14 protein-coding genes and 1 pseudogene are annotated in these 18,625 nt (G+C 73.7%); 12 read left to right on the top strand and 3 right to left on the bottom strand.

The window, feature by feature from the left end; genetic code table 11:
- From OG393_RS09305 to OG393_RS09260, 10 genes are all read left to right on the top strand, one after another.
- Complete coding sequence (locus OG393_RS09305) at positions 1-1,065, top strand: ketoacyl-ACP synthase III family protein (protein ID WP_442817280.1); 1,065 nt, start codon at positions 1-3, stop codon at positions 1,063-1,065.
- Positions 1,065-2,921, top strand: coding sequence for a (2,3-dihydroxybenzoyl)adenylate synthase (locus OG393_RS09300; protein WP_327378366.1), 1,857 nt, complete (start codon positions 1,065-1,067; stop codon positions 2,919-2,921). The genes OG393_RS09305 and OG393_RS09300 overlap by 1 nt, the downstream gene beginning before the upstream one ends.
- 6 nt (positions 2,922-2,927) lie before the next feature.
- Positions 2,928-3,221: a phosphopantetheine-binding protein gene (locus OG393_RS09295; RefSeq protein ID WP_327374164.1), complete on the top strand. Its 294-nt coding sequence runs from the start codon at positions 2,928-2,930 to the stop codon at positions 3,219-3,221.
- On the top strand, positions 3,218-4,762 hold the full coding sequence (locus tag OG393_RS09290; RefSeq protein WP_327374163.1) for an amidohydrolase family protein: 1,545 nt from the start codon (positions 3,218-3,220) through the stop codon (positions 4,760-4,762). The genes OG393_RS09295 and OG393_RS09290 overlap by 4 nt, the downstream gene beginning before the upstream one ends.
- Complete coding sequence (locus OG393_RS09285; RefSeq protein ID WP_327374162.1) at positions 4,759-5,529, top strand: 2,3-dihydro-2,3-dihydroxybenzoate dehydrogenase; 771 nt, start codon at positions 4,759-4,761, stop codon at positions 5,527-5,529. The genes OG393_RS09290 and OG393_RS09285 overlap by 4 nt, the downstream gene beginning before the upstream one ends.
- 131 nt (positions 5,530-5,660) lie before the next feature.
- Entirely contained in the window at positions 5,661-6,323 is a 663-nt protein-coding gene (locus tag OG393_RS09280; RefSeq protein ID WP_327374161.1) for an isochorismatase family protein, read from the top strand.
- Positions 6,320-8,284 carry an anthranilate synthase family protein gene (locus OG393_RS09275; RefSeq protein WP_327374160.1) on the top strand — a complete coding sequence of 655 codons (1,965 nt, stop codon included), beginning with the start codon at positions 6,320-6,322 and terminating at the stop codon, positions 8,282-8,284. The genes OG393_RS09280 and OG393_RS09275 overlap by 4 nt, the downstream gene beginning before the upstream one ends.
- Before the next feature lie 80 nt (positions 8,285-8,364).
- Positions 8,365-9,387: a ketoacyl-ACP synthase III family protein gene (locus OG393_RS09270; protein WP_327374158.1), complete on the top strand. Its 1,023-nt coding sequence runs from the start codon at positions 8,365-8,367 to the stop codon at positions 9,385-9,387.
- A 51-nt stretch (positions 9,388-9,438) separates the two neighbouring features.
- Entirely contained in the window at positions 9,439-10,545 is a 1,107-nt protein-coding gene (locus tag OG393_RS09265) for a 3-deoxy-7-phosphoheptulonate synthase (RefSeq protein WP_327374157.1), read from the top strand.
- A gap of 258 nt (positions 10,546-10,803) precedes the next feature.
- Complete coding sequence (locus OG393_RS09260; RefSeq protein WP_327374156.1) at positions 10,804-13,164, top strand: non-ribosomal peptide synthetase; 2,361 nt, start codon at positions 10,804-10,806, stop codon at positions 13,162-13,164.
- Between the two features lie 299 nt (positions 13,165-13,463).
- Here the strand turns inward: OG393_RS09260 and OG393_RS09255 are convergent, their stop codons facing one another.
- Complete coding sequence (locus tag OG393_RS09255) at positions 13,464-13,871, bottom strand: VOC family protein (protein WP_327374155.1); 408 nt, start codon at positions 13,869-13,871, stop codon at positions 13,464-13,466.
- Positions 13,872-13,961: 90 nt separating this feature from the next.
- On the opposite strand from OG393_RS09255, the pseudogene OG393_RS09250 reads away from it, so the two are divergent.
- Positions 13,962-14,876 (top strand): annotated as a pseudogene (locus OG393_RS09250) (helix-turn-helix transcriptional regulator); the annotation flags it as partial.
- A 107-nt stretch (positions 14,877-14,983) separates the two neighbouring features.
- Here OG393_RS09250 and OG393_RS09245 read toward each other — a convergent pair.
- Positions 14,984-16,213, bottom strand: a complete 1,230-nt coding sequence (locus OG393_RS09245) for an FAD-dependent monooxygenase (RefSeq protein WP_327374154.1) — start codon at positions 16,211-16,213, stop codon at positions 14,984-14,986.
- 200 nt (positions 16,214-16,413) lie between these two features.
- Positions 16,414-17,883, bottom strand: coding sequence for an MFS transporter (locus OG393_RS09240; RefSeq protein ID WP_327374153.1), 1,470 nt, complete (start codon positions 17,881-17,883; stop codon positions 16,414-16,416).
- Positions 17,884-18,008: 125 nt separating this feature from the next.
- On the opposite strand from OG393_RS09240, the gene OG393_RS09235 reads away from it, so the two are divergent.
- A complete protein-coding gene (locus OG393_RS09235) occupies positions 18,009-18,599 on the top strand; it encodes a CGNR zinc finger domain-containing protein (protein WP_327374152.1) in 591 nt (196 codons plus the stop codon).
- Positions 18,600-18,625 lie beyond the last annotated feature (26 nt).

Raw genomic sequence — 18,625 nt, 5'->3', positions numbered from 1 at the left:
GTGACCACCGAGCTCCACCTCGCCGGCCTCGGCAGCTGGCTGCCCGAGGAGGTCACCACCGCCGACGCCGTGACCCACGGCTGGTACCAGGACGCCGACCGTACGGCCTCCGGGATGCTCGCCGTCCGGGTCGCCGGAGACCTCCCGGCCCCCGAGATCGCGGTACGGGCCGCTCGCACCGCCCTGCGCCGGGCCGCCCGCGCCGGCCTCGCCCCCGACGACTACGGGGCCCTGCTGCACTGCGCCACCTACCACCAGGGACCCGACGGCTGGTCCGCCCCGCACTACGTCCTGCACCGCACCCTGGACCGTCCGATCGGCGCGGCCCAGGTCGGCCCCGGCTGCCTCGGCATGCTGACGGCCCTGGAGATGGCCGCCCACCGGCTCGCCGCCGACGACGGCAAGGACGCCGTCCTGCTCACGGCGGCCGACAACTTCTCCGCACCGCTGGTGGACCGCTGGAACTCCTCCCGGCTGTTCCTGCTCGCCGACGGCGGCGCCGCCGCCGTGCTGTCCCGGCGCGCGGGCTTCGCCCGGCTGCTGTCCGTCGGCTCGGTCTCCGCCCCGTCGATGGAGGAACTGCACCGCGGCGGCGAGGACCTCTTCCCGCCCGGCATCACCGTCGGCCGCTCCCTCAACTTCGAGGAGCGCAGCGACCACTGGCGCCGACGGTGGGCCGAGGGCGCCGCGCCGCCCAAGGTCCACCTCGGCGACGTCGTCGCCGAGGCCGTCGGCCGAGCCCTGGCGGACGCGGACACCAGCCTGGAGGAGATCGCCCGGATCTGCCACACCAACTACGCCGACGGAGCCCTGCACACCATCTACCTCGACCCGCTGGAGATCGAGGCCGCCGACGGCACCTGGGAGTTCGCCCGGCGCATCGGGCACGTCGGCGCCGCCGACCCCTTCATCGGACTCGAACGCCTCTGGACACGGGGCGAGATCGCCCCCGGGGACCGTGTCCTGCTGCTCGCGGCCGGGCCCGGCATGGAGGTCGCCTGCGCGGTCGTGGAGATCACCGCCCCCTATCTGCCCGGTACCGCACGACAGGAGGAAGACCTGTGATGCTCGAAGGATGCACCCCCCGGCCCGCCGAGACGGCCGCGCGCTACCGCCGTGAGGGCCTGTGGAACGGCACCGACCTGGGCGCGCTGCCCCGGGCCTGGGCCGAGCGGTACGGCGACGCCACCGCGCTCGTCTCCGGCGAACGCCGGATCGGCTACCGGGAACTGGCCGACCGGGTGGACCGCACCGCCGCCGGATTCGTCCGCCAGGGCGTCGAGCCCGGCGACCGGATCGTGCTGCAACTCCCCAACGTCCCCGAGTTCGTCGAGGTGGCGTTCGCGCTCTTCCGGGCCGGCGCGAAGCCGGTGTTCTCCCTCACCTCGCACCGCTCCAACGAGATCCGCCACCTGTGCGAACTGTCCGGGGCGTCCGGCTACGTCGTCCCCGGCGTCTTCCGCGGCTTCGACCACACCGCGCTCGCCCTGGAGATGGCGGCCGAACTGCCCGCCCTGCGCAGGATCTACGCTCAGGGCGAGTACGACTCGCCCGCGGTCGTCCCCCTGGACACGGTCGACGCCGACCCGCTGGAGCTGCCCGCCAACGACCCCTCCGACGTGGCCTTCTTCCTGCTGTCCGGAGGGACGACGGCGCTGCCCAAGCTGATCCCGCGCACCCACGACGACTACGCCTACCAGACCCGCACGGTGGCCTCCCTGGCCGGTCTCACCACCGAGGACGTCTACCTGGCCGCCCTGCCCGTGGAGTTCAACTTCACCTGGGGCTGCCCCGGAGTCGTCGGCACCCTCTCGGCCGGCGGCACCGTCGTCCTCGCCCCGGACCCCACCGCCGACGACTGCTTCCGCCTCATCGAACGGGAGCGCGTCACCCTGACCTCGGTGGTGCCGACCGTGGCCCGGCTCTGGCTGGACGAGCGGGAGTGGTCCGACGCCGACCTGTCCAGTCTGAAGGTCCTCCAGATCGGCGGAGCCCGCCTCGAACCCGAACTGGCCGCCCGGGTCACCCCCGAGCTCGGCTGCCGCCTCCAGCAGGTCTTCGGCATGGCGGAGGGGCTGCTGACCATGTCCCGCCCGGACGACGCCCCGGACGCAGTCCTGCACACCCAGGGCCGGCCGGTGTCCCCGGCCGACGAGCTGCGGATCGTCGACGAGCGGGGGGCCGAGGTCCCGGCGGGCGTCACCGGCGAGCTCCTCACCCGGGGCCCGTACACCCTGCGCGGCTACTACCGGGCACCCGAGCACAACGCCAAGGCGTTCACCGAGGACGGCTTCTACCGCACCGGTGACCTCGCCTCCCTCACCGCGGACGGCCGGCTGATCGTGCGCGGACGGCTCAAGGACGTCGTCATCAGAGGCGGCGACAAGATCGCCGCGGGTGAGGTCGAAGCCCACCTGCAAGCCTGCCCCGGGGTGGCGGCGGCGGCCGTGGTGCCCGTGCCGGACGAGTTCCTCGGCGAACGGATCTACGCCTTCATGGTCGCCCGCGACCACGGCGCACGCCCCACCCTGGCCGAGCTCAAGGCCGCGCTGCACGCCCGCGGGCTCGCCGACTACAAGCTGCCGGACCGGGCCGAGTTCGTGGCGGACCTGCCGCTGACCCCGCTCGGGAAGATCGACAAGAAGGTCCTCGCGGCAGCCGCCGCCGACCCCGCCGTCTCACGCCACTGGAAGCTCGCCGCCCCCTCCGGCGACGAGCGGCCCGCACCCGCGACACCCGTGCCCGGACCCGCGGCCCTCCTGCCCGAACCCGGCTCCCTCACGGCCGGCGGCACCGTCGTCCTCGCCCGGGACCCCGCCGCCGTCGACTCCCCTTCCGCCCTGCCCGCCCCGGAGGTCGCCACCGTCACCGCCGCACCCGTCGCGGCCCCGCCCGCCCGCACCGCAGCCCGGAAAGGATGAACCGCCATGGCCGGCATACGTGCCGCACGCCCCGCACCCCGCACCACACCGCTCTCCGCCGAGGAACTCCGGGAGGAGGTCGCCGCCGTGCTCGGTGTCCCGCCGGGCACCCTCGCCGGTGACGACCACCTCGTCCACCTCGGTCTCGGCTCCCTGGAGATGATGCGGCTCGCCACCCGCTGGCGCCGCCAGGGTCTGCCCGCCGAGTTCGCCGAACTCGCCGCCGCCCCCACCCTCGACGCCTGGCACCACCACCTCACCGACGCCTGGACCACCCGGAACGGGGAGGTGGCCCGATGAACGCCTTGCTGATCAAGGGCGGCTGCCTCTACCCGGCCGACGACGCGGACCGCGTCGTGCCCGACGGCGCCGTCCTCGCCGAGAACGGCGTGCTGACCGCGGTCGGCACCGTCGCGGAGGTCGAGGCCGCGATCAGGCCCGAGCAACGCGCCGGGCTGCGCACCATCGACGCCCGCGGCCGGATGATCCTGCCCGGCTTCGTCAACCCGCACTGGCACGAGATGTTCGCGATGCGCTTCCCCTTCAAGGGTGCCCTGCGCGACGCCTCCGACCGGGACGACAAACCGGTGTTCATGGCCCTGGGCGGCGACGTCCCGCAGATCTCCGTCATCTTCGACTCCTTCCACGGACAGGTCGACCGGCTCACACCGGACGAGGCGCTCGCCATCGCCCGGTACTCGATGTGGACCCAGCTGCGGTCCGGGGTCACCGCCCTGGGCGATGTCGGCTCCCTCAACAAACCGGAGGCGCTCGCCCGCGCCGCCCGCGACCTCGGGATGCGCCTCACGGTGAGCACCTGGGCCTCGGACGCGGTCTGCGCCCCCGGAGACAGCCGCTTCCGCCGCACCCGCGACGCCGACGGCGAACTCCAGCGGATCGAGAAGCTCCTCATCGACTGCTCGGACGATCCCGACGGGCTCGTGCGGGCCTGGCCCACCGCCGTCTACGGCACCAACATGACCGACGAACTCGGCGCCGGATTCGCCGAGCTGGTGGCCCGTTTCGACGTGCCGTTCGCCGCGCACGTCGGGGCGCTGCGCAACGAGGCCGAGGTGATGCTCGCGTACCACGGCTCCACCCCGGTCCGCCGCTTCGCCGACCTCGGGCTGCTCTCCGACCGTTTCATGGCGGTGCACTGCGCCTTCGCCGACGCCGGCGAGCGGGCCCTGCTGATCGGCGCGGGCGCCCACATCAGCCACTCGCCGGCCAAGTACGGGCCCGCGGGGGAGGCGTCCCTCACCGAGACCCGGCTGTTCCCGGAGTTCCGCCGGGCCGGACTCGACGTCTCGCTCTCCACCGACGGCGCCGCCATGCCGATCGGCGGCATGGCCGAGTCGATGAGGGTGGCCTGGCAGATCTACAACGAGATGTACGCCGACCCGACCGAGGTGCTGCCCACCGACGCGCTGGCGATGGCCACCCGGCTGCCCGCCCGGGGACTCGACCAGGGGGACCGGATCGGCAGCCTCGAACCGGGCAAGCAGGCCGACCTGCTGCTGGTGAAGGCCGACGACTGGCGCTACCTGCTCAACCCCCGCCCGCTGGAGGGCTTCCTGGCCCTCGGCGGCTCCATGGACGTCGACACCGTGGTCGTCGCCGGCCGGGTCCTGGTCGAGGACGGCCGGTCCACCGGCCTCGACGAGGAGGTCCTGGAGGCCGACTACCTGGAGGCGCTCGGCTCCTTCACCGTGCGCTGCCTCGGCGTCGACGCCGACGCCGTCACCGCCCGGCTGCGGCAGCGCACCGAGGCCCTCGCGACCCGACGGCTCGCCCGCGCGGGCCTGACGGTGCCGCCCACTCACCGGAAGGAACGGCGATGAACCCGAAGACGGCCCTGGTCACCGGGGCGGCGGGCGGGATCGGGGCGGCGGTCGCCCGCGCGCTGGCCGCGGACGGCGCGCGGGTCGCGCTGCTCGACGCCGACCCGGCCGCGCTGGAACCGCTGGCCAAGGAGCTGCGGACGGAGGGCGCCGCGGTCCTGGCGCTGGGCGTGGACGTGCGCTCCAGCGGCGAGGTCGACGCCGCCGTCGACCGCACCGAACGCGAACTCGGCCCGCTGGACCACCTGGTGAACGCCGCCGGTGTGCTGCGCACCGGCGAGGTCGCCGGATTCAGCGACGAGGACTGGGACACCACCTTCGCGGTCAACGCGACCGGCGTCTTCCACGTCAGCCGCGCGGTCGCCAACCGGATGGTGCCGCGCCGCTCCGGGGCGATCGTCACGGTCGCCTCGAACGCGGCGGGCATCCCGCGCTGGAACATGGCGGCCTACGCGGCCTCCAAGGCGGCGGCCACCAGCCTCACCAAGACGCTCGGCCTCGAACTGGCCCGCTACGGCATCCGCTGCAACGTGGTCGCCCCCGGCTCCACCGAGACACCGATGCTCACCACCATGTACGGCGACGGCGACGCGACCCGCCCCTCCGTGGAGGGCTCGCCCGCCACGTACCGGGTGGGCATCCCGCTCGGGAGGCTCGCCCAGCCCGAGGACGTCGCGCACGCGGTGCTCTTCCTGCTCTCCGACCGCGCCGCGCACATCACGCTGCACGGCCTGACGGTGGACGGCGGCGCGGCGCTCGGTGCCTGAGCGCCTGTCGGGTGACCTCTGGGCGGCCGAAGACCGCCCGCCAGGCCCTGAGCCCCCGCCCCCTTCCGGCCTCCCCGCCACCCGCCCTCTCCTTCCCTGTCCGTGTTTCCCTCCGCATCCCTGGAGCCACGATGGCGATCCCCCTGATCGACTCCTATCCCATGCCGGCCGAGGACGAACTGCCGCGCAACACCGCGACCTGGACGGTCGACCCCGACCGCGCGGTCCTGCTCGTCCACGACCTGCAGAACTACTTCCTCAGCCCCTTCGGCCACGGCGGCCCGGACGAGGGCCGCCAGCCGCTCACCGACCTGATGGACCACACCGAGGCGCTGCGCGGCGCCTTCGCCGAAGCCGGGGCGCCCGTCGTCTACACCGCCCAGCCCGGCGGCATGACGGACGAGCAGCGCGGCCTGCTGAAGGACTTCTGGGGCACCGGCATGAGCGCCGACCCGGCCCACCGCGCCATCCCCGAGCGGATCGCGCCGGCCCCCGGCGACCAGGTCTTCACCAAGTGGCGGCCCAGTGCCTTCTGCCGCACCGATCTGCTCGCGCTGCTCCGCCGGACCGGCCGCGACCAGCTCGTCATCTGCGGGGTCTACGCCCACGTCGGCATCCTGATGACCGCACACGAGGGCTTCTCGCACGACATCCAGACCTTCGTGGTCGGCGACGCGATCGCCGACTTCTCCGCCGACCGTCACCGCGAGACGCTGGAGTACGTCTCCTCCCGCTGCTCGGTCGCGGTCTCCACGCGTGCGGTGCTGACCGCCCTGGACGGAGGTGCGCGATGAGCCGCCACCCCCTGCTCGACCGGGTGCTCGGCGCGGATCCGCCGCCGTTCGCCCTGCTCCACCGGCCCGGCGCCACCGGGCCCGACCGGATCGACCTGCTCGTGGGCCCGACCACCGAGCGTGAACTGATCGCGGACATTCCGCTGCCGCCCGCGCCCGCGGGCGACCCCGGGCCGGGCCCGGCCGCCCGCCACGAGGTCCTGGCGCTGCTGCCCTACCGGCAGATCCGCGAGCGCGGCTACGCCTGCCCGGACGACGGGGCGCCCCTGCTGACCATGACCGTCGAGGACCAGGCGGTCCTGCCGTTCGACGCGGTCCTCGCCGCCCTGCCGGACGTGCCGATCGATCTGACGGACGCCTGTTTCGACGCCGACGACGAGGAGTACGCGGCGCGGGTCCGCCGGGTGCTCACCGAGGAGATCGGCCGGGGTGCCGGGGCGAACTTCGTGATCAAGCGGTCCTTCACCGCGCGGATCACCGACTGGTCGGCGCGCACCGCGCTGTCCTTCTTCCGCAGGCTGGCCGGCCGCGACCCCGGCGGATACTGGACGTTCGTCATCCACACCGGGGGCCGGACCTTCGTGGGGGCGTCCCCGGAGAGGCACATCAGCCTGGACGCGGGGCAGGTCGTGATGAACCCGATCAGCGGCACCTACCGCTATCCGGCGGACGGGCCCGATCTGGCCGGGGTGCTGGACTTCCTCGCCGACCCCAAGGAGGCCAACGAGCTGTACATGGTGCTCGACGAGGAGCTGAAGATGATGGGCCGGGTCTGCGACCTGGGCGGAAGGGTCACCGGTCCGGCCCTCAAGCAGATGGCCCGTCTCGCCCACACCGAGTACCACATCGAGGGCACCAGTTCCCTGGACGTACGTGACATCCTGCGGGAGACGCTGTTCGCGCCCACGGTGACCGGCGGCCCGCTGGAGAGCGCCTGCGAGGTGATCAGCCGTCACGAACCCGAGGGACGCGGCTACTACGCGGGGGTGGCCGCGCTGATCGGCCGTGACGCGCACGGCCGCCGGGCCATGGACTCGGCGATCCTCATCCGTACGGCGGAGATCGACGCGGCCGGCCGGGTCCGCATCCCGGTCGGCGCCACCCTGGTGCGCGACTCCGACCCGGCGGGTGAGGCGGCGGAGACCCGGGCCAAGGCGGCCGGGCTCGTCGAGGCACTGCGGTCCCCGGAGGGCGTCGCCCCGGCGGGAGCGGGTCGCGCGGACGGGCTCGCCTCCCACCCGGAGGTGGCGAGGGCGCTGGCCGCCCGCAACGAGCCGCTGGCCGAGTTCTGGTTCCGGCCACCCGGGGACCGCGCCCGCGCCGTGCCCGCCCTCGCCGGCCGGCGGGTGCTGGTGATCGACGCGGAGGACACCTTCACCGCGATGGCCCGCCACCTGCTGGAGGCCCAGGGCCTGCGGATCGTCGTGAAGCGGCACGACGAGGACTTCCGGGTCGACGCCCACGACCTGGTCATCGTCGGCCCCGGTCCCGGTGACCCGCGGGACCCGGACGACCCGAAGATCGCCCGGATGCGCAGGGTCACGGGCGAACTCCTCGACCGGGGCATCCCCTTCCTCTCCGTCTGCCTCGGCCACCAGGTGCTCGGCACGCTCCTCGGGCTCCCGATCGTGCGCCACCCGATGCCCACCCAGGGGCTCCAGCGGCACATCGACTGCTTCGGCCGGGACGAGCCCGTCGGCTTCTACAACACCTTCGCCGCCCATTCCGCCCACGACCTCGTCGACTGTCCGGCCCGCCCGGGGAGCGTCCGGGTGTTCCGCGAGGAGAGCGGCGAGGTGCACGCCCTGCGCGGCCCCGGCTTCGCCTCGGTCCAGTTCCACCCCGCCTCGGTGCTGACCCGCCGCGGCGGCGAGTTGCTCGCCGGCCTGATCTCCGAACTGCTCGGAGAGGTAACGGAGCGTTATCGAGAGACCGTTGTCCCGACCGCGATACCTGCATAACGTCTTTATTGGTAACGGAAGTACGGGCCCGCACCGCCACCGCCCCTCCCACCGCCCCCACCCAGGAAAGGACCTGTCCGATGCGTTTCGACAACATCTGGATCGCCGGCACCGGAGGCACCCTCGGTGAAGCCGTGCCGGTGGCCGAGGCGGTGGCCGACGGTTCCTACTCGGCCGATGCCGCCGCCAGCACCGGCATGATCAGCTACTCCCGCTCCACCGAGGCGCCCCCGGAGATGGCGGTCACCGCCGGCCGCCAGGCCGTCAAGGACGCCGGTGAGAAGGGCGCGCGCGTCGACGCCGACTCCCTCGTCCTGCACAGCCACGGCCACTTCCAGGGCATCGACATGTGGCCCGCCGCCTGCTGGATCGCCCGCGAACTGCTCGGCCCCACCCTCCGCAGCATGCCGATGACCGTCGCCGCCTGGTCCAACGGCTCCCTCGCCTCACTCGACGTCGCCGCCTCCACCCTGATCGCCCGCCCCGACGTGCCCTCCGCCCTGATCACCCTCGCGGACCGTTTCGCGCCGCCGAGCAACCGCTGGTACACCTCGCCCGGCATGGTCTTCGGCGACGGCGCCGCCGCCGCCGTGGTGACCCGCGACACCGGCCGGTTGCGCCTGCGGTCTCTCGTCAGCGAGACCGACACCGTCCTCGAAGGACTGTCCCGCGGCGCCGAGCCCTTCCGTACCGCGCCCGGGGACCAGCCCGACATGCGCCGCCGGACCCGGGAGTTCCTGGCCACCGGAGAGGTGTCGCTGCGCGACGTGCAGACCCGGTCGGTCGAGCGCACCCGCAGCGTCGTCGGCCGCGCCCTCGACGAGGCGGGCGTCGCCCCCGACGGCGTCGACTGGCTCGTGACGCCCTTCGTCGGCCGGACCCTGCACCGCGAGAGCTTCGTACGGCACCTCGACATCACTCCGCGCGACTCCCTCCACGAGCTGGGCCTGACCATCGGTCACCTCGGTCCCTGCGACCAGCTGTACGGCCTCGACCACCTGCTGCGCAACGACCTGCTGAGCCCCGGCGACCGCATCCTCGTGATCGGCACCGGAATGGGCTTCACCTTCTCCGCCGCGGTGCTCACCGCCGACGGCGTCTGACCCGCCCGCACGGCCCGCACCCACTTCCGCCCCACGAAGGGACCCACCCAGATGAGCATCGTCCGCACCCCGGCCACCCCGCCCACCACGGCCTTCACCGGCACCGCCGCCGCCCGGTTGCCCACTCCCGCCGAGCTCCGCGAGGAGATCCCGCTCCCGCCGCTCGCCCGCAAGACCACCCAGAGAGCCCGCCGCGAGATCGCCCGGGTCCTGTCCGGCCAGGACGACCGCCTGCTGGTCATCTCGGGCCCGTGCTCCGTGCACGACCCGGACGCCGCCCTCACCTATGCCGAACGGCTCTCCGCGCTCGCCGCCGAACTCCAGGACCGGCTCCTCGTGGTCATGCGCGTGTACGTCGAGAAGCCGCGCACCCGGGTCGGCTGGAAGGGCCTGCTCAGCGACCCCCGGCTGGACGGCTCGCAGGACCTGCCCAGCGGGCTGCGCCTCGCCCGCGGCCTGATGGCCCAGATCGCCGGCACCGGGCTGCCGGTCGCCTGCGAGTTCCTCGACCCGCTGGTCCCGCACTACCTGTCCGACGCGGTCTCCTGGGGCTGCGTCGGCGCCCGCACCGTCCAGAGCCAGGTGCACCGCCAGGTCACCAGCGGCCTCGGCATGCCGATCGGCTTCAAGAACGCCACCGGCGGCAGCGTCGAGGACGCGGTCGACGCGATCGTCTCCGCCTCGCACCCGCACGTCTACCCGGGCATCGGCGACGACGGACGGGCGGCCGTGATCAGCACCGAGGGCAACCCCGACGGCCACGTGGTGCTGCGCGGCGGCAGCCAGGGGCCCAACTACGGGGCCGAGCCGGTCGCCGAGGTGCTGGCACAGCTCACCGCCGCCGGGCTGTCCGAGCGGCTGGTCGTCGACGCCAGCCACGGCAACAGCAACAAGGACCACGAGCGTCAGCCGCTGGTCGTCGACGACATCGCCGCGCGGATCGCCGCCGGGGAGCGGGGCGTCGCCGGTGTCATGATCGAGAGCTTCCTGGCCGCCGGCCGTCAGGACCTGCGGATCGGCCGGACCGACCTGCTCACGTACGGACAGAGCGTCACCGACGCCTGTGTGGACTGGCAGCAGACGGCCCGGATGATCGAGGGACTCGCCGACGCCGTCGCCACCCGCCGGGCGACGCGGACCGCCCCCACCCGGCACTGACCCCCACCCGCTCGCCGCCCACCCCGGACCGCCGGGGACCCCCACCACCGGCCCCCACCGCCGCGCGCACCCCCTCCGCGTCCGGCGCCCCGGTGTCCCCGGCCCCCCGCGCCGCTTCGTACCGCGTGCGCGTCCTTCGCCGCAGGTCCTTCGCCGCCGGCCCGTCCGGCACCCGGACCGGCCCGATCCCGTCCCACCCCGGCGGCGCCCCCACGTGCCCCTTCCGATGCCGTGAACATCCCGAGAGGAATCACCACCGTGGCAGTCAACACGAGTTCCACCCTGCCCCTGGCCCGCGTTCTCGACGGCGCGCGGACCGCCACCCCGCACCGACACACCCTCGCCGTCCCCGCCCCCGCCGCGGCCCACCCCGAGGAGTACGCGACGGCCGCCCTGGCCGCGCTCGTACACCGCTACACGGGTGAGACGGAACTGCTGATCGGACGCCTGCGACAGTCCGGCTCCGGCCAGGCCGCCGCGATACGGGTGACCGGCGACACCACGGCGGCCCGGCTCCTGCGCGCCGCGGCCGAAGCCGTCGTCGCCGACGCCGCCGAGGTCCCGTCAGGGCGCCCCGCGCACGCCGCCGTCACCACCGCGGCCCTGCCCGCCGGTCCCGCACCCGCCGCCCTGACCCTCTCCGTCCAGCCTGCCGAGGGTTCCTTCGAACTGGCTCTCGACAGTGAGGAGTTCGACGAGCAGGCGGCACTCCAGTACGCCCGCCACCTGGAGCGGGTGCTCGCCGCGCTGAGCGCCGCACCCGAGGGCACCGTGCGGGACATCGCCCTGCTCACGCCGGAGGAGACCCACCGCACGCTGGTGGAGTGGAACGACACCGCGGGACCGGTGCCGGAACCCTGGTTCCACGAGCGGGTCGCCGCACACGCCCGGAGCACTCCCGACGCCCTCGCCGTGATCCTGCCCGGCGCCCGGCTGACCTACCGCGAGCTGGACGAGCGGGCCAACCAGCTCGCCCACCGGCTGACCGCGCGCGGCGTACGGCCCGGCGACCGGATCGGCGTCTGCTTCCCGCGCGGTGCCGAGAGCCTGATCGCCCAGCTCGCCTGTTTCAAGCTGGCCTGCGCGGCGATCCTGCTGGACAGCGACTTCCCGGCCGACCGCATCCGCTACATGATCGAGGACGCGTCCGCCGCCGCCGTGCTGACGCTGGCCGCCCACGAGTCCAAGGTCGAGGGCCTCGCCCCGGTCCTCGCGCTGGACACCGACGACTGGCACACCGAGCCGGTCACCGAGGTCAGCGAACCCGTCGGCGCCGACGACCTCATCCACATCTGCTACACCTCCGGCTCCACCGGCGCCCCCAAGGCCGTCATGGTCCGCTTCGGCGCCGCCCGCAACCTGATCCACAGCATGGCCGGGCTGTGCGGCATGAGCAGCGACTCGCAGGGCACCTGGCTCGCGGCCCCCGGCTACGGGATGATCGAGGTCGAGTGCTTCCCGGTCCTCGCCGTCGGCGGCACCGTGCACATCCCCGACGTCTCCGTCGTCGCCTCCGAGTACCGCCTCCAGGAGTGGTTCCTGCGCGAGGGCATCACCACCACCCTCCTGATGAAGCCGATGGCCGAACGCCTGTGGCGGCTGGAATGGCCCGAGGACACCCCGCTGGAGAACATCCGGGTCTGCGGCGAGCGCATCCAGTCCTGGCCGCCGGCCGGGCTGCCGTTCCGGCTGATCAACCTCTACGGCTCCGCGGAGGCGACCGTCGTCGCCAGCTGCGACATCAGCGAGATGGGCGAGCGGCTCGGCGAGGAAGGCCGGGCCCGCAGGCTGCCGCCCATCGGCCGGCCCACCACCAACGTCACCATCTACGTCCTCGACGAGGACCTCCGCCCGTTGCCGCCCGGTCTGGTCGGCGAGCTCTGCATCGCCGGCGTCAGCCTCTCGGCCGGCTACCTCGGCCGGCCGCAGGCCACCGCCGAGAAATGGATCACCAACCCGATCGACCCCGCCCGGCACCCGGTCATGTACCGCACCGGCGACCTCGCCCGATACTGGCCCGACGGCAGCATCGAGATCGTCGGCCGCACCGACAACCAGGTCAAGGTGCGCGGCAACCGCGTCCACCTCGGCGAGATCGAGGTCGTCCTCACCACCCTCCCCGGCGTCCAGCAGGCCGCCGTCCTCGCCCGCCAGGACGGCCAGGGCGACGTGCAGCTGACCGCCTACATCGAGCCCGACACCGGCGCCACGCCCTCGGTGCGCGAGATCCGCCGCGGCCTCGGCCGACGACTGCCGTCCTTCATGGTCCCCGCGGCCTATGTCGTCGGCGGCCTGCCCACCAGCACCAACGGCAAGATCGACCGCGCCGCGCTGCCCGAGCCGCCGCGCTCCCGCCCCGACGTCGACACCGCCTACCAGGCCCCCGCCGACCCGCTCGAGAAGTCGCTGCACGGCCTGTGGACGAAGGTCCTCGAACTGGACGGCGTCGGGGTCCTGGACAACTTCTTCGACCTCGGCGGCGACTCGCTGCGCGCGGCCCGGCTGACCGAACTGGTCCGCGAGGAGCACGGCGTCGAACTGGAACTGGTCGACCTCTTCGACGAACCGACCGTCCAGAAGATGGCCGCGCTGGTCGGCCGCAAGGACGTGGCCGTCTGAGAGCCCGCCGGATCACCTCTGGCCGGGCGGCCACGACCTGGCACGCACGCTTCCCGCGTCGCCGACACGTCCGAGTAGCTCCGCTACGAGGACCTCCCGGCGCCTTGGAGTCGCACGCACCATGCCGCGCCCGCCTTCCGGCCGAAGGCCATCCGGCAGGCTCCGAGAGCCCGCCGGATGACCTCTGGCCGGAAGGCGGGCGCCACGCGTGACGGTGGCCCCCACGGATCGACGTGGGGGCCACCGCCGTGCGCGCGGGTGCCGGCGCGCGCGGCGGCGTGACACGGGCCCGAGGACGGTCAGGCGCTCAACATCGACAGGTAGTGCTCGTTGTACATGATGCCCAGGACGTTGCCGAAGGGGTCCGTCACGGACGCGGTCACGAAGCCGGGGCCGTACTCGGTCAGCGGCGTGTACGGCGTGGCTCCCATCGCCAGCAGCCGTTCGAGGGTGGCCTCCACGTCGTCGACGTGCCAGTGGCCGATCGCCCCGCCGGGGGTCTCGGGCAGGCCCGGAGGCGCGTAGCGGCGGTCGATCAGGCCGAGTTCGGTCTGGTGGTCACCGATCCTGAACTCGTAGTAGACGGCCGGCTCGCCGTCGCCCGGACGCTCGAAGTACGGCTCGACGCCGAGCAGTTGCGCGTACCACTTCTTGGCTGCTTCCACGTCGTCCGCATAGAAGTTGACGGTGGCAAGTCCTCGCAGCATGGGGTGGTTCCTTCCTTCGTTCCGTAACCGTGACCATCCTCCGACCCAAAGTGCTCACCAAGTGAGCACTTTACGAGAGAGGCTGGAAACATGCGCGCTGACCGACTCGTCGCCGGCCTCCTGCTCCTGCAGCGACGGGGCCGGGTCACCGCCGCCGAGCTGGCCGGCGAGCTCGAGGTGTCCGTGGCCACCGCCCGCCGCGACCTGGAGGCGATGGCCGCGGCCGGCATACCGGTGTACCCGCAACCCGGCCGCGGTGGCGGCTGGGCGCTGGTCGGCGGGGCGCGCACCGATCTGACCGGACTGTCCGCCGGCGAGGCCGAGGCGCTGTTCCTGCTCGTCGGACCGGCCGCGGCGGTCTCCGCCGAGGCCAGGGCCGCGCTGCGTAAACTCCTGCGGGCGCTGCCGCCGACCTTCCGCGCCGACGCCGAGGCCGCCGCCGACGCGACCATGGTCGACCCCACCCCGTGGGGCGAGCGCGACCGCGGCCGGCCCGCGATGGTCGACCGGCTCCAGGCGGCCGTGATCCGCCGGTACCGGGTCCGGCTGACGTACACCGACGGCGCGCGGGAGACGACCGAGCGGATCGTCGACCCCTGGGGCCTGGTCGACAAGGACGACACCTGGTATCTCGTCGCCGGTACCGAGCGGGGCCGGCGGACCTTCCGGGTCGACCGGATCGGATCGGCCGAGCCGACCGGCGAGCGGGCCGCGCGCCCGGACGGCTTCGCGCTCGCCGAGGCGTGGCGGGAGGTCGTCGGCGACGTGGAGGAGCGACGCTCGCGCACCTGGGCGACCGTCCTCGTCGAGGAGCGGTACCTGAAGGTGCTGCGCGACCGGTTCGGCCGCCACTGCCATCCCGACGGCACCCATCCCGACGGCCGGGCGCGCGTCCGGCTCGCCGCGCCGACACCGCTGGACGTCGCCCGCAACCTGGCCGGCTGGGGTGCCCTTGTCGAGGTGCTCGAACCCGGCTCCGTGCGCGCCGAGCTGGCGCGGATAGGCGCCGAACTCGCCGGGCGGTACGCGAGTGTGGGCCGACAGCACGGACCGCCGCACCCCGGCGGAGCGGGTACGGCGGTCGTCGTCCGGCGCGCGGGCGGAGCCGAGGGTCACGGCACCTCGGCCACCGCGAGCGCCCTCCCGGTGACCCCGGGGGCTTCTGCGGCCTCGGTGAACGAGGTGGAGCCGTGCAGCCAGGCCACCGCGTCACGCAGTCCGTCGGCGGAGAGCCCCGCCAGCAGTGCGTTCCGCGCCGGTCGTTCCGCGCCCGCCGCGTGGTAGAGCCGCTCGCCCATCTCCCGCGCGGTCAGGGTCGTCCGCGCGGTACGGCCGCGACGCAGCGCGTTGTACTCGGTCAGGCGCGCCGGAAGCTCTCCGGGCGGGCAGCGCAGCAGCCCGCCCAGCACCACCGCGTCCTCCAGGGCCATGCAGGCGCCCTGCGCGGCGTACTGCAGCATCGGATGGGCGGCGTCGCCGAGCAGCGCCACCCGGTCGTCCACCCAGCCGTCCACCGGATCGCGGTCGCACAACACCCAGATGCGCCAGTCCCGGCCCAGCTCCAGGAGGCGCCGGGCCCCGGCGCACAGTCCGGGGAACTCGCCCAGGACATGAGCGCGGTCCGCCGGGACGCCGGTGATCTCCCGCGCGGCGCCGTCGTCGCGGGTCGCGGCGAGGTTGAGGAACGCGCCGCCACCGATCGGGTAGTGCACGAAGTGCCAGCCGGGGCCCGCCCAGAGGGTGACGGACTTCGACCGCAGCTCCTCGGGGACCTCTGACATCGGGATCACGGAACGGTAGATGGTGTGTCCCGATATACGGGGGCCGCCGTCGCCGACGAGCTGGGCCCGGACCGCCGAGCGCAGTCCGTCCGCGCCCAGCAGCACGTCGGCGGCGAAGCGCCGCCCGCTGTCGGTCAGCGCCGTCACCCGGTCCCGGGCCTGCCGGTAGCCGGCCACCCGGTGACCCGCCAGCAGCCGCACCCCGGCGTCCCGGCAGCCGTCGAGCAGGGCCCGGTGCAGATCGCCGCGGTGGACCACGGCGTAGGGGCCGCCGAACCTGCCCCGGTAGGCCCCGGTCAGCTCCATGGCGGCGACCTTTCGTCCGGAGGTGCCGTCCAGGAAGCGCAGTTCGTCGATGAAGTCGGCCCGCCCGGCCACCGCCTCGCGCACCCCCAGTGCGCCGAGCGCGTGGAAGGCGTTGGGCGCCAGCTGGATGCCCGCGCCGATCTCCGAGAACTCCGCCCGGCCCTCCAGGACCGTCACTCGGTGGCCTGCGCGGGCCTGCGCCAGAGCGGCGGCGAGCCCGCCGATCCCTCCGCCCGCGACGAGTACGTGTGTCATCGCCTGCTCCTCTCGTGATGTTCGTGGTGCTTGTGGGGCCGGTGGAGTCGGTGGGGCTTGTGGGGCCGTGGGTCCGTGCCGGCCGTGCGGGTCGTGCGGGTCGTGGTGCCGGGACCGGCTGCCGGTCCCGGTCGTGGGGATGCGATGCGGCGGCCGGCCCCGTCGCTCCGGGGCCGGCCGCCGGCATCGACAGCGGGGACCTACTGGGCCGCGGCCGTGGCGCCGTTCGCGGCGACCGGGGCCTTCTGCTCCCCGCCGGCGGCCGGCGCGGCGGTCGCGGCCGAGGCCACGGCCGTGCGCCGCAGCCCGAAGACCGACACCACGACGATGGCCGCGGAGATGGCGGTGGTGAACCAGAAGGCGTCCTGGAAGCCGCTCACCGGGATCTTCGCGCCGGCGCCGTGCGCGACACCGGCGATGGCCACGCCGAGAGCGAGGCAGAGACCGACGCCGAGCTGGCGGCTGGAGTTGAACAGACCGGAGGCCAGACCCATCTGCGGTCCGCTGACGCCGCTGGTGCCGGCGATGGCGGTGGAGATCATCATGACCGTGACACCGAGACCGATCAGCACACCGCCGGGCAGCACGCCCAGCGCGTAGGAGCTGTCCGCGGTGACCTGGGCCAGCAGGCCCGAACCGAGGGCCAGCAGCACTCCGCCGATGATCAGGACCGTGCGGGCGCCGAGCCGGTGAGTGAGCTTGACGACCGGCAGGCTCGCCAGGAACACCACGAATGCCTGAGGGAAGAAGCCCATGCTCGCCTTGAGGGGGGAGTACCCGAGCACCTGCTGCATGTACATGGTGATGCAGAAGGTCGACACCGACATCACGCCACCGGACAGGAACGCGATCCCGTTGCCCGAGGAGAGCGCGCGGTTGCGGAAGATCGACAGCGGCACCAGCGGCTCGGAGACCTTGGTCTGCACGACCAGGAAGACGAGCAGCAGGACCGCGCCGCCGATCAGCGAGGTGAGGACCGGCGTCGAGCCCCAGCCGCGGTCGGAGGCCATGGTCAGCCCGTAGGTGAGGGCGCACATCGCCGAGGTGACGAGCACCGCGCCGGGCAGGTCCAGCGAGGCGGAGCGGGTGGCGCGGTGGTCCGCGACGAGCCGGCGGGCGGCCAGCGCCACGAGCACGATGCCGACGGGCACGTTGACCAGCATGACCGCACGCCAGGTGAGGTACTCGGTGAGCAGACCGCCGGCCACCACACCGCCGGTGAAGCCGGCCGAGGAGACCGCGCCGAAGATGCCCATCGCCTTCACGCGCTCGGGACCCTCGGGGAAGCCGCCGGCGATCATCGCCAGGACCGCCGGGGAGACGGCCGCGGCCGACAGGCCCTGGACCGCGCGCGCCAGGACGAGGAGCCATGGTTCGGTGGCGAGGCCGCCGACGAGCGAGGCGAGCGTGAAGACGCCCAGGCCGGTCACGAACATCCGCTTGCGGCCGAACACGTCACCGGCACGCCCGCCGAGCAGCAGGAAGCCGCCGTAGAAGAGCGCGTAGGCGCCGACGACCCACTGGAGTCCGCCGGCGGTGAATCCGAGGTCGCGCTGCATGGCGCCCAGCGCCACGTTCACGATGGCGAAGTCGAGGACGAGCATGAACTGCGCGGAGCACAGCAGGAGAAGCGGCGGCCGGGCGGCGGCCGTGCCGTGGGTGCTGGTCATGAGTTTCCTTTCACGGGGTTCACGGGGTTCACGGGGTTCACGGGGATTTCGGGTGTCAGGGGGGACGGGGTGGGACGGGCGGCGGGGGATACCGGCGAAAGTGATTCGCCGGTAGGGTCTGGGGGATGACGGAACCCAAGCGCGTGCGACAGCCCGGCGACCGTGAGGTGGCCCCCGGCCGGCTCGCCCTGGTGCAGTCGTTCGTCAACAGCGTCAACGTCGAGTTCGGACCCGACGAGTTCGCGTCCCTTGACGGGCTGACGCGGTGGATGGAACGGCAGGGCTTCCGCCCGGACCTCCGGGGCACCACCGAGTCCGACCGCCGGGAGGTGGTCGAGGTACGCGAGGCGCTGCGCGCCCTCATGCGGGAGAACAACGGAGCCCCGGCCGACCCGGAGGCCCGCCCGGCCGTCGGCCGTGCCGCGGCGGACTGCCCCCTGGTCCTGGCCTTCGACGAGACCGGGACCCCCGGTCTGCGGCCGGCCGGAACCGGCACCCGCGGCATGATCGGGCAGATCCTCGCCGTCGTCGTCGAGGCGGCCGGCGACGGGTCCTGGCAGCGACTCAAGGCATGCCGCGAGCACCGCTGCGAGTGGGCCTTCTACGACCGCGCCCGCAACCGCAGCGGCCGCTGGTGCTCCATGGCCGTCTGTGGCACCCGCTCCAAGATGCAGACCTACCGCCAAGGGCTCCGCGCTCCCGCCGGCGCCCGCTGACAGCAGGGCCGCCACGGACCGCACGG

The sequence above is a fragment of the Streptomyces sp. NBC_01216 genome, assembly GCF_035994945.1.
GTDB lineage: Bacteria > Actinomycetota > Actinomycetes > Streptomycetales > Streptomycetaceae > Streptomyces.
Note: the sequence above shows the minus strand (reverse complement) of the source record. Positions and strands in the feature narration are given on the sequence as shown.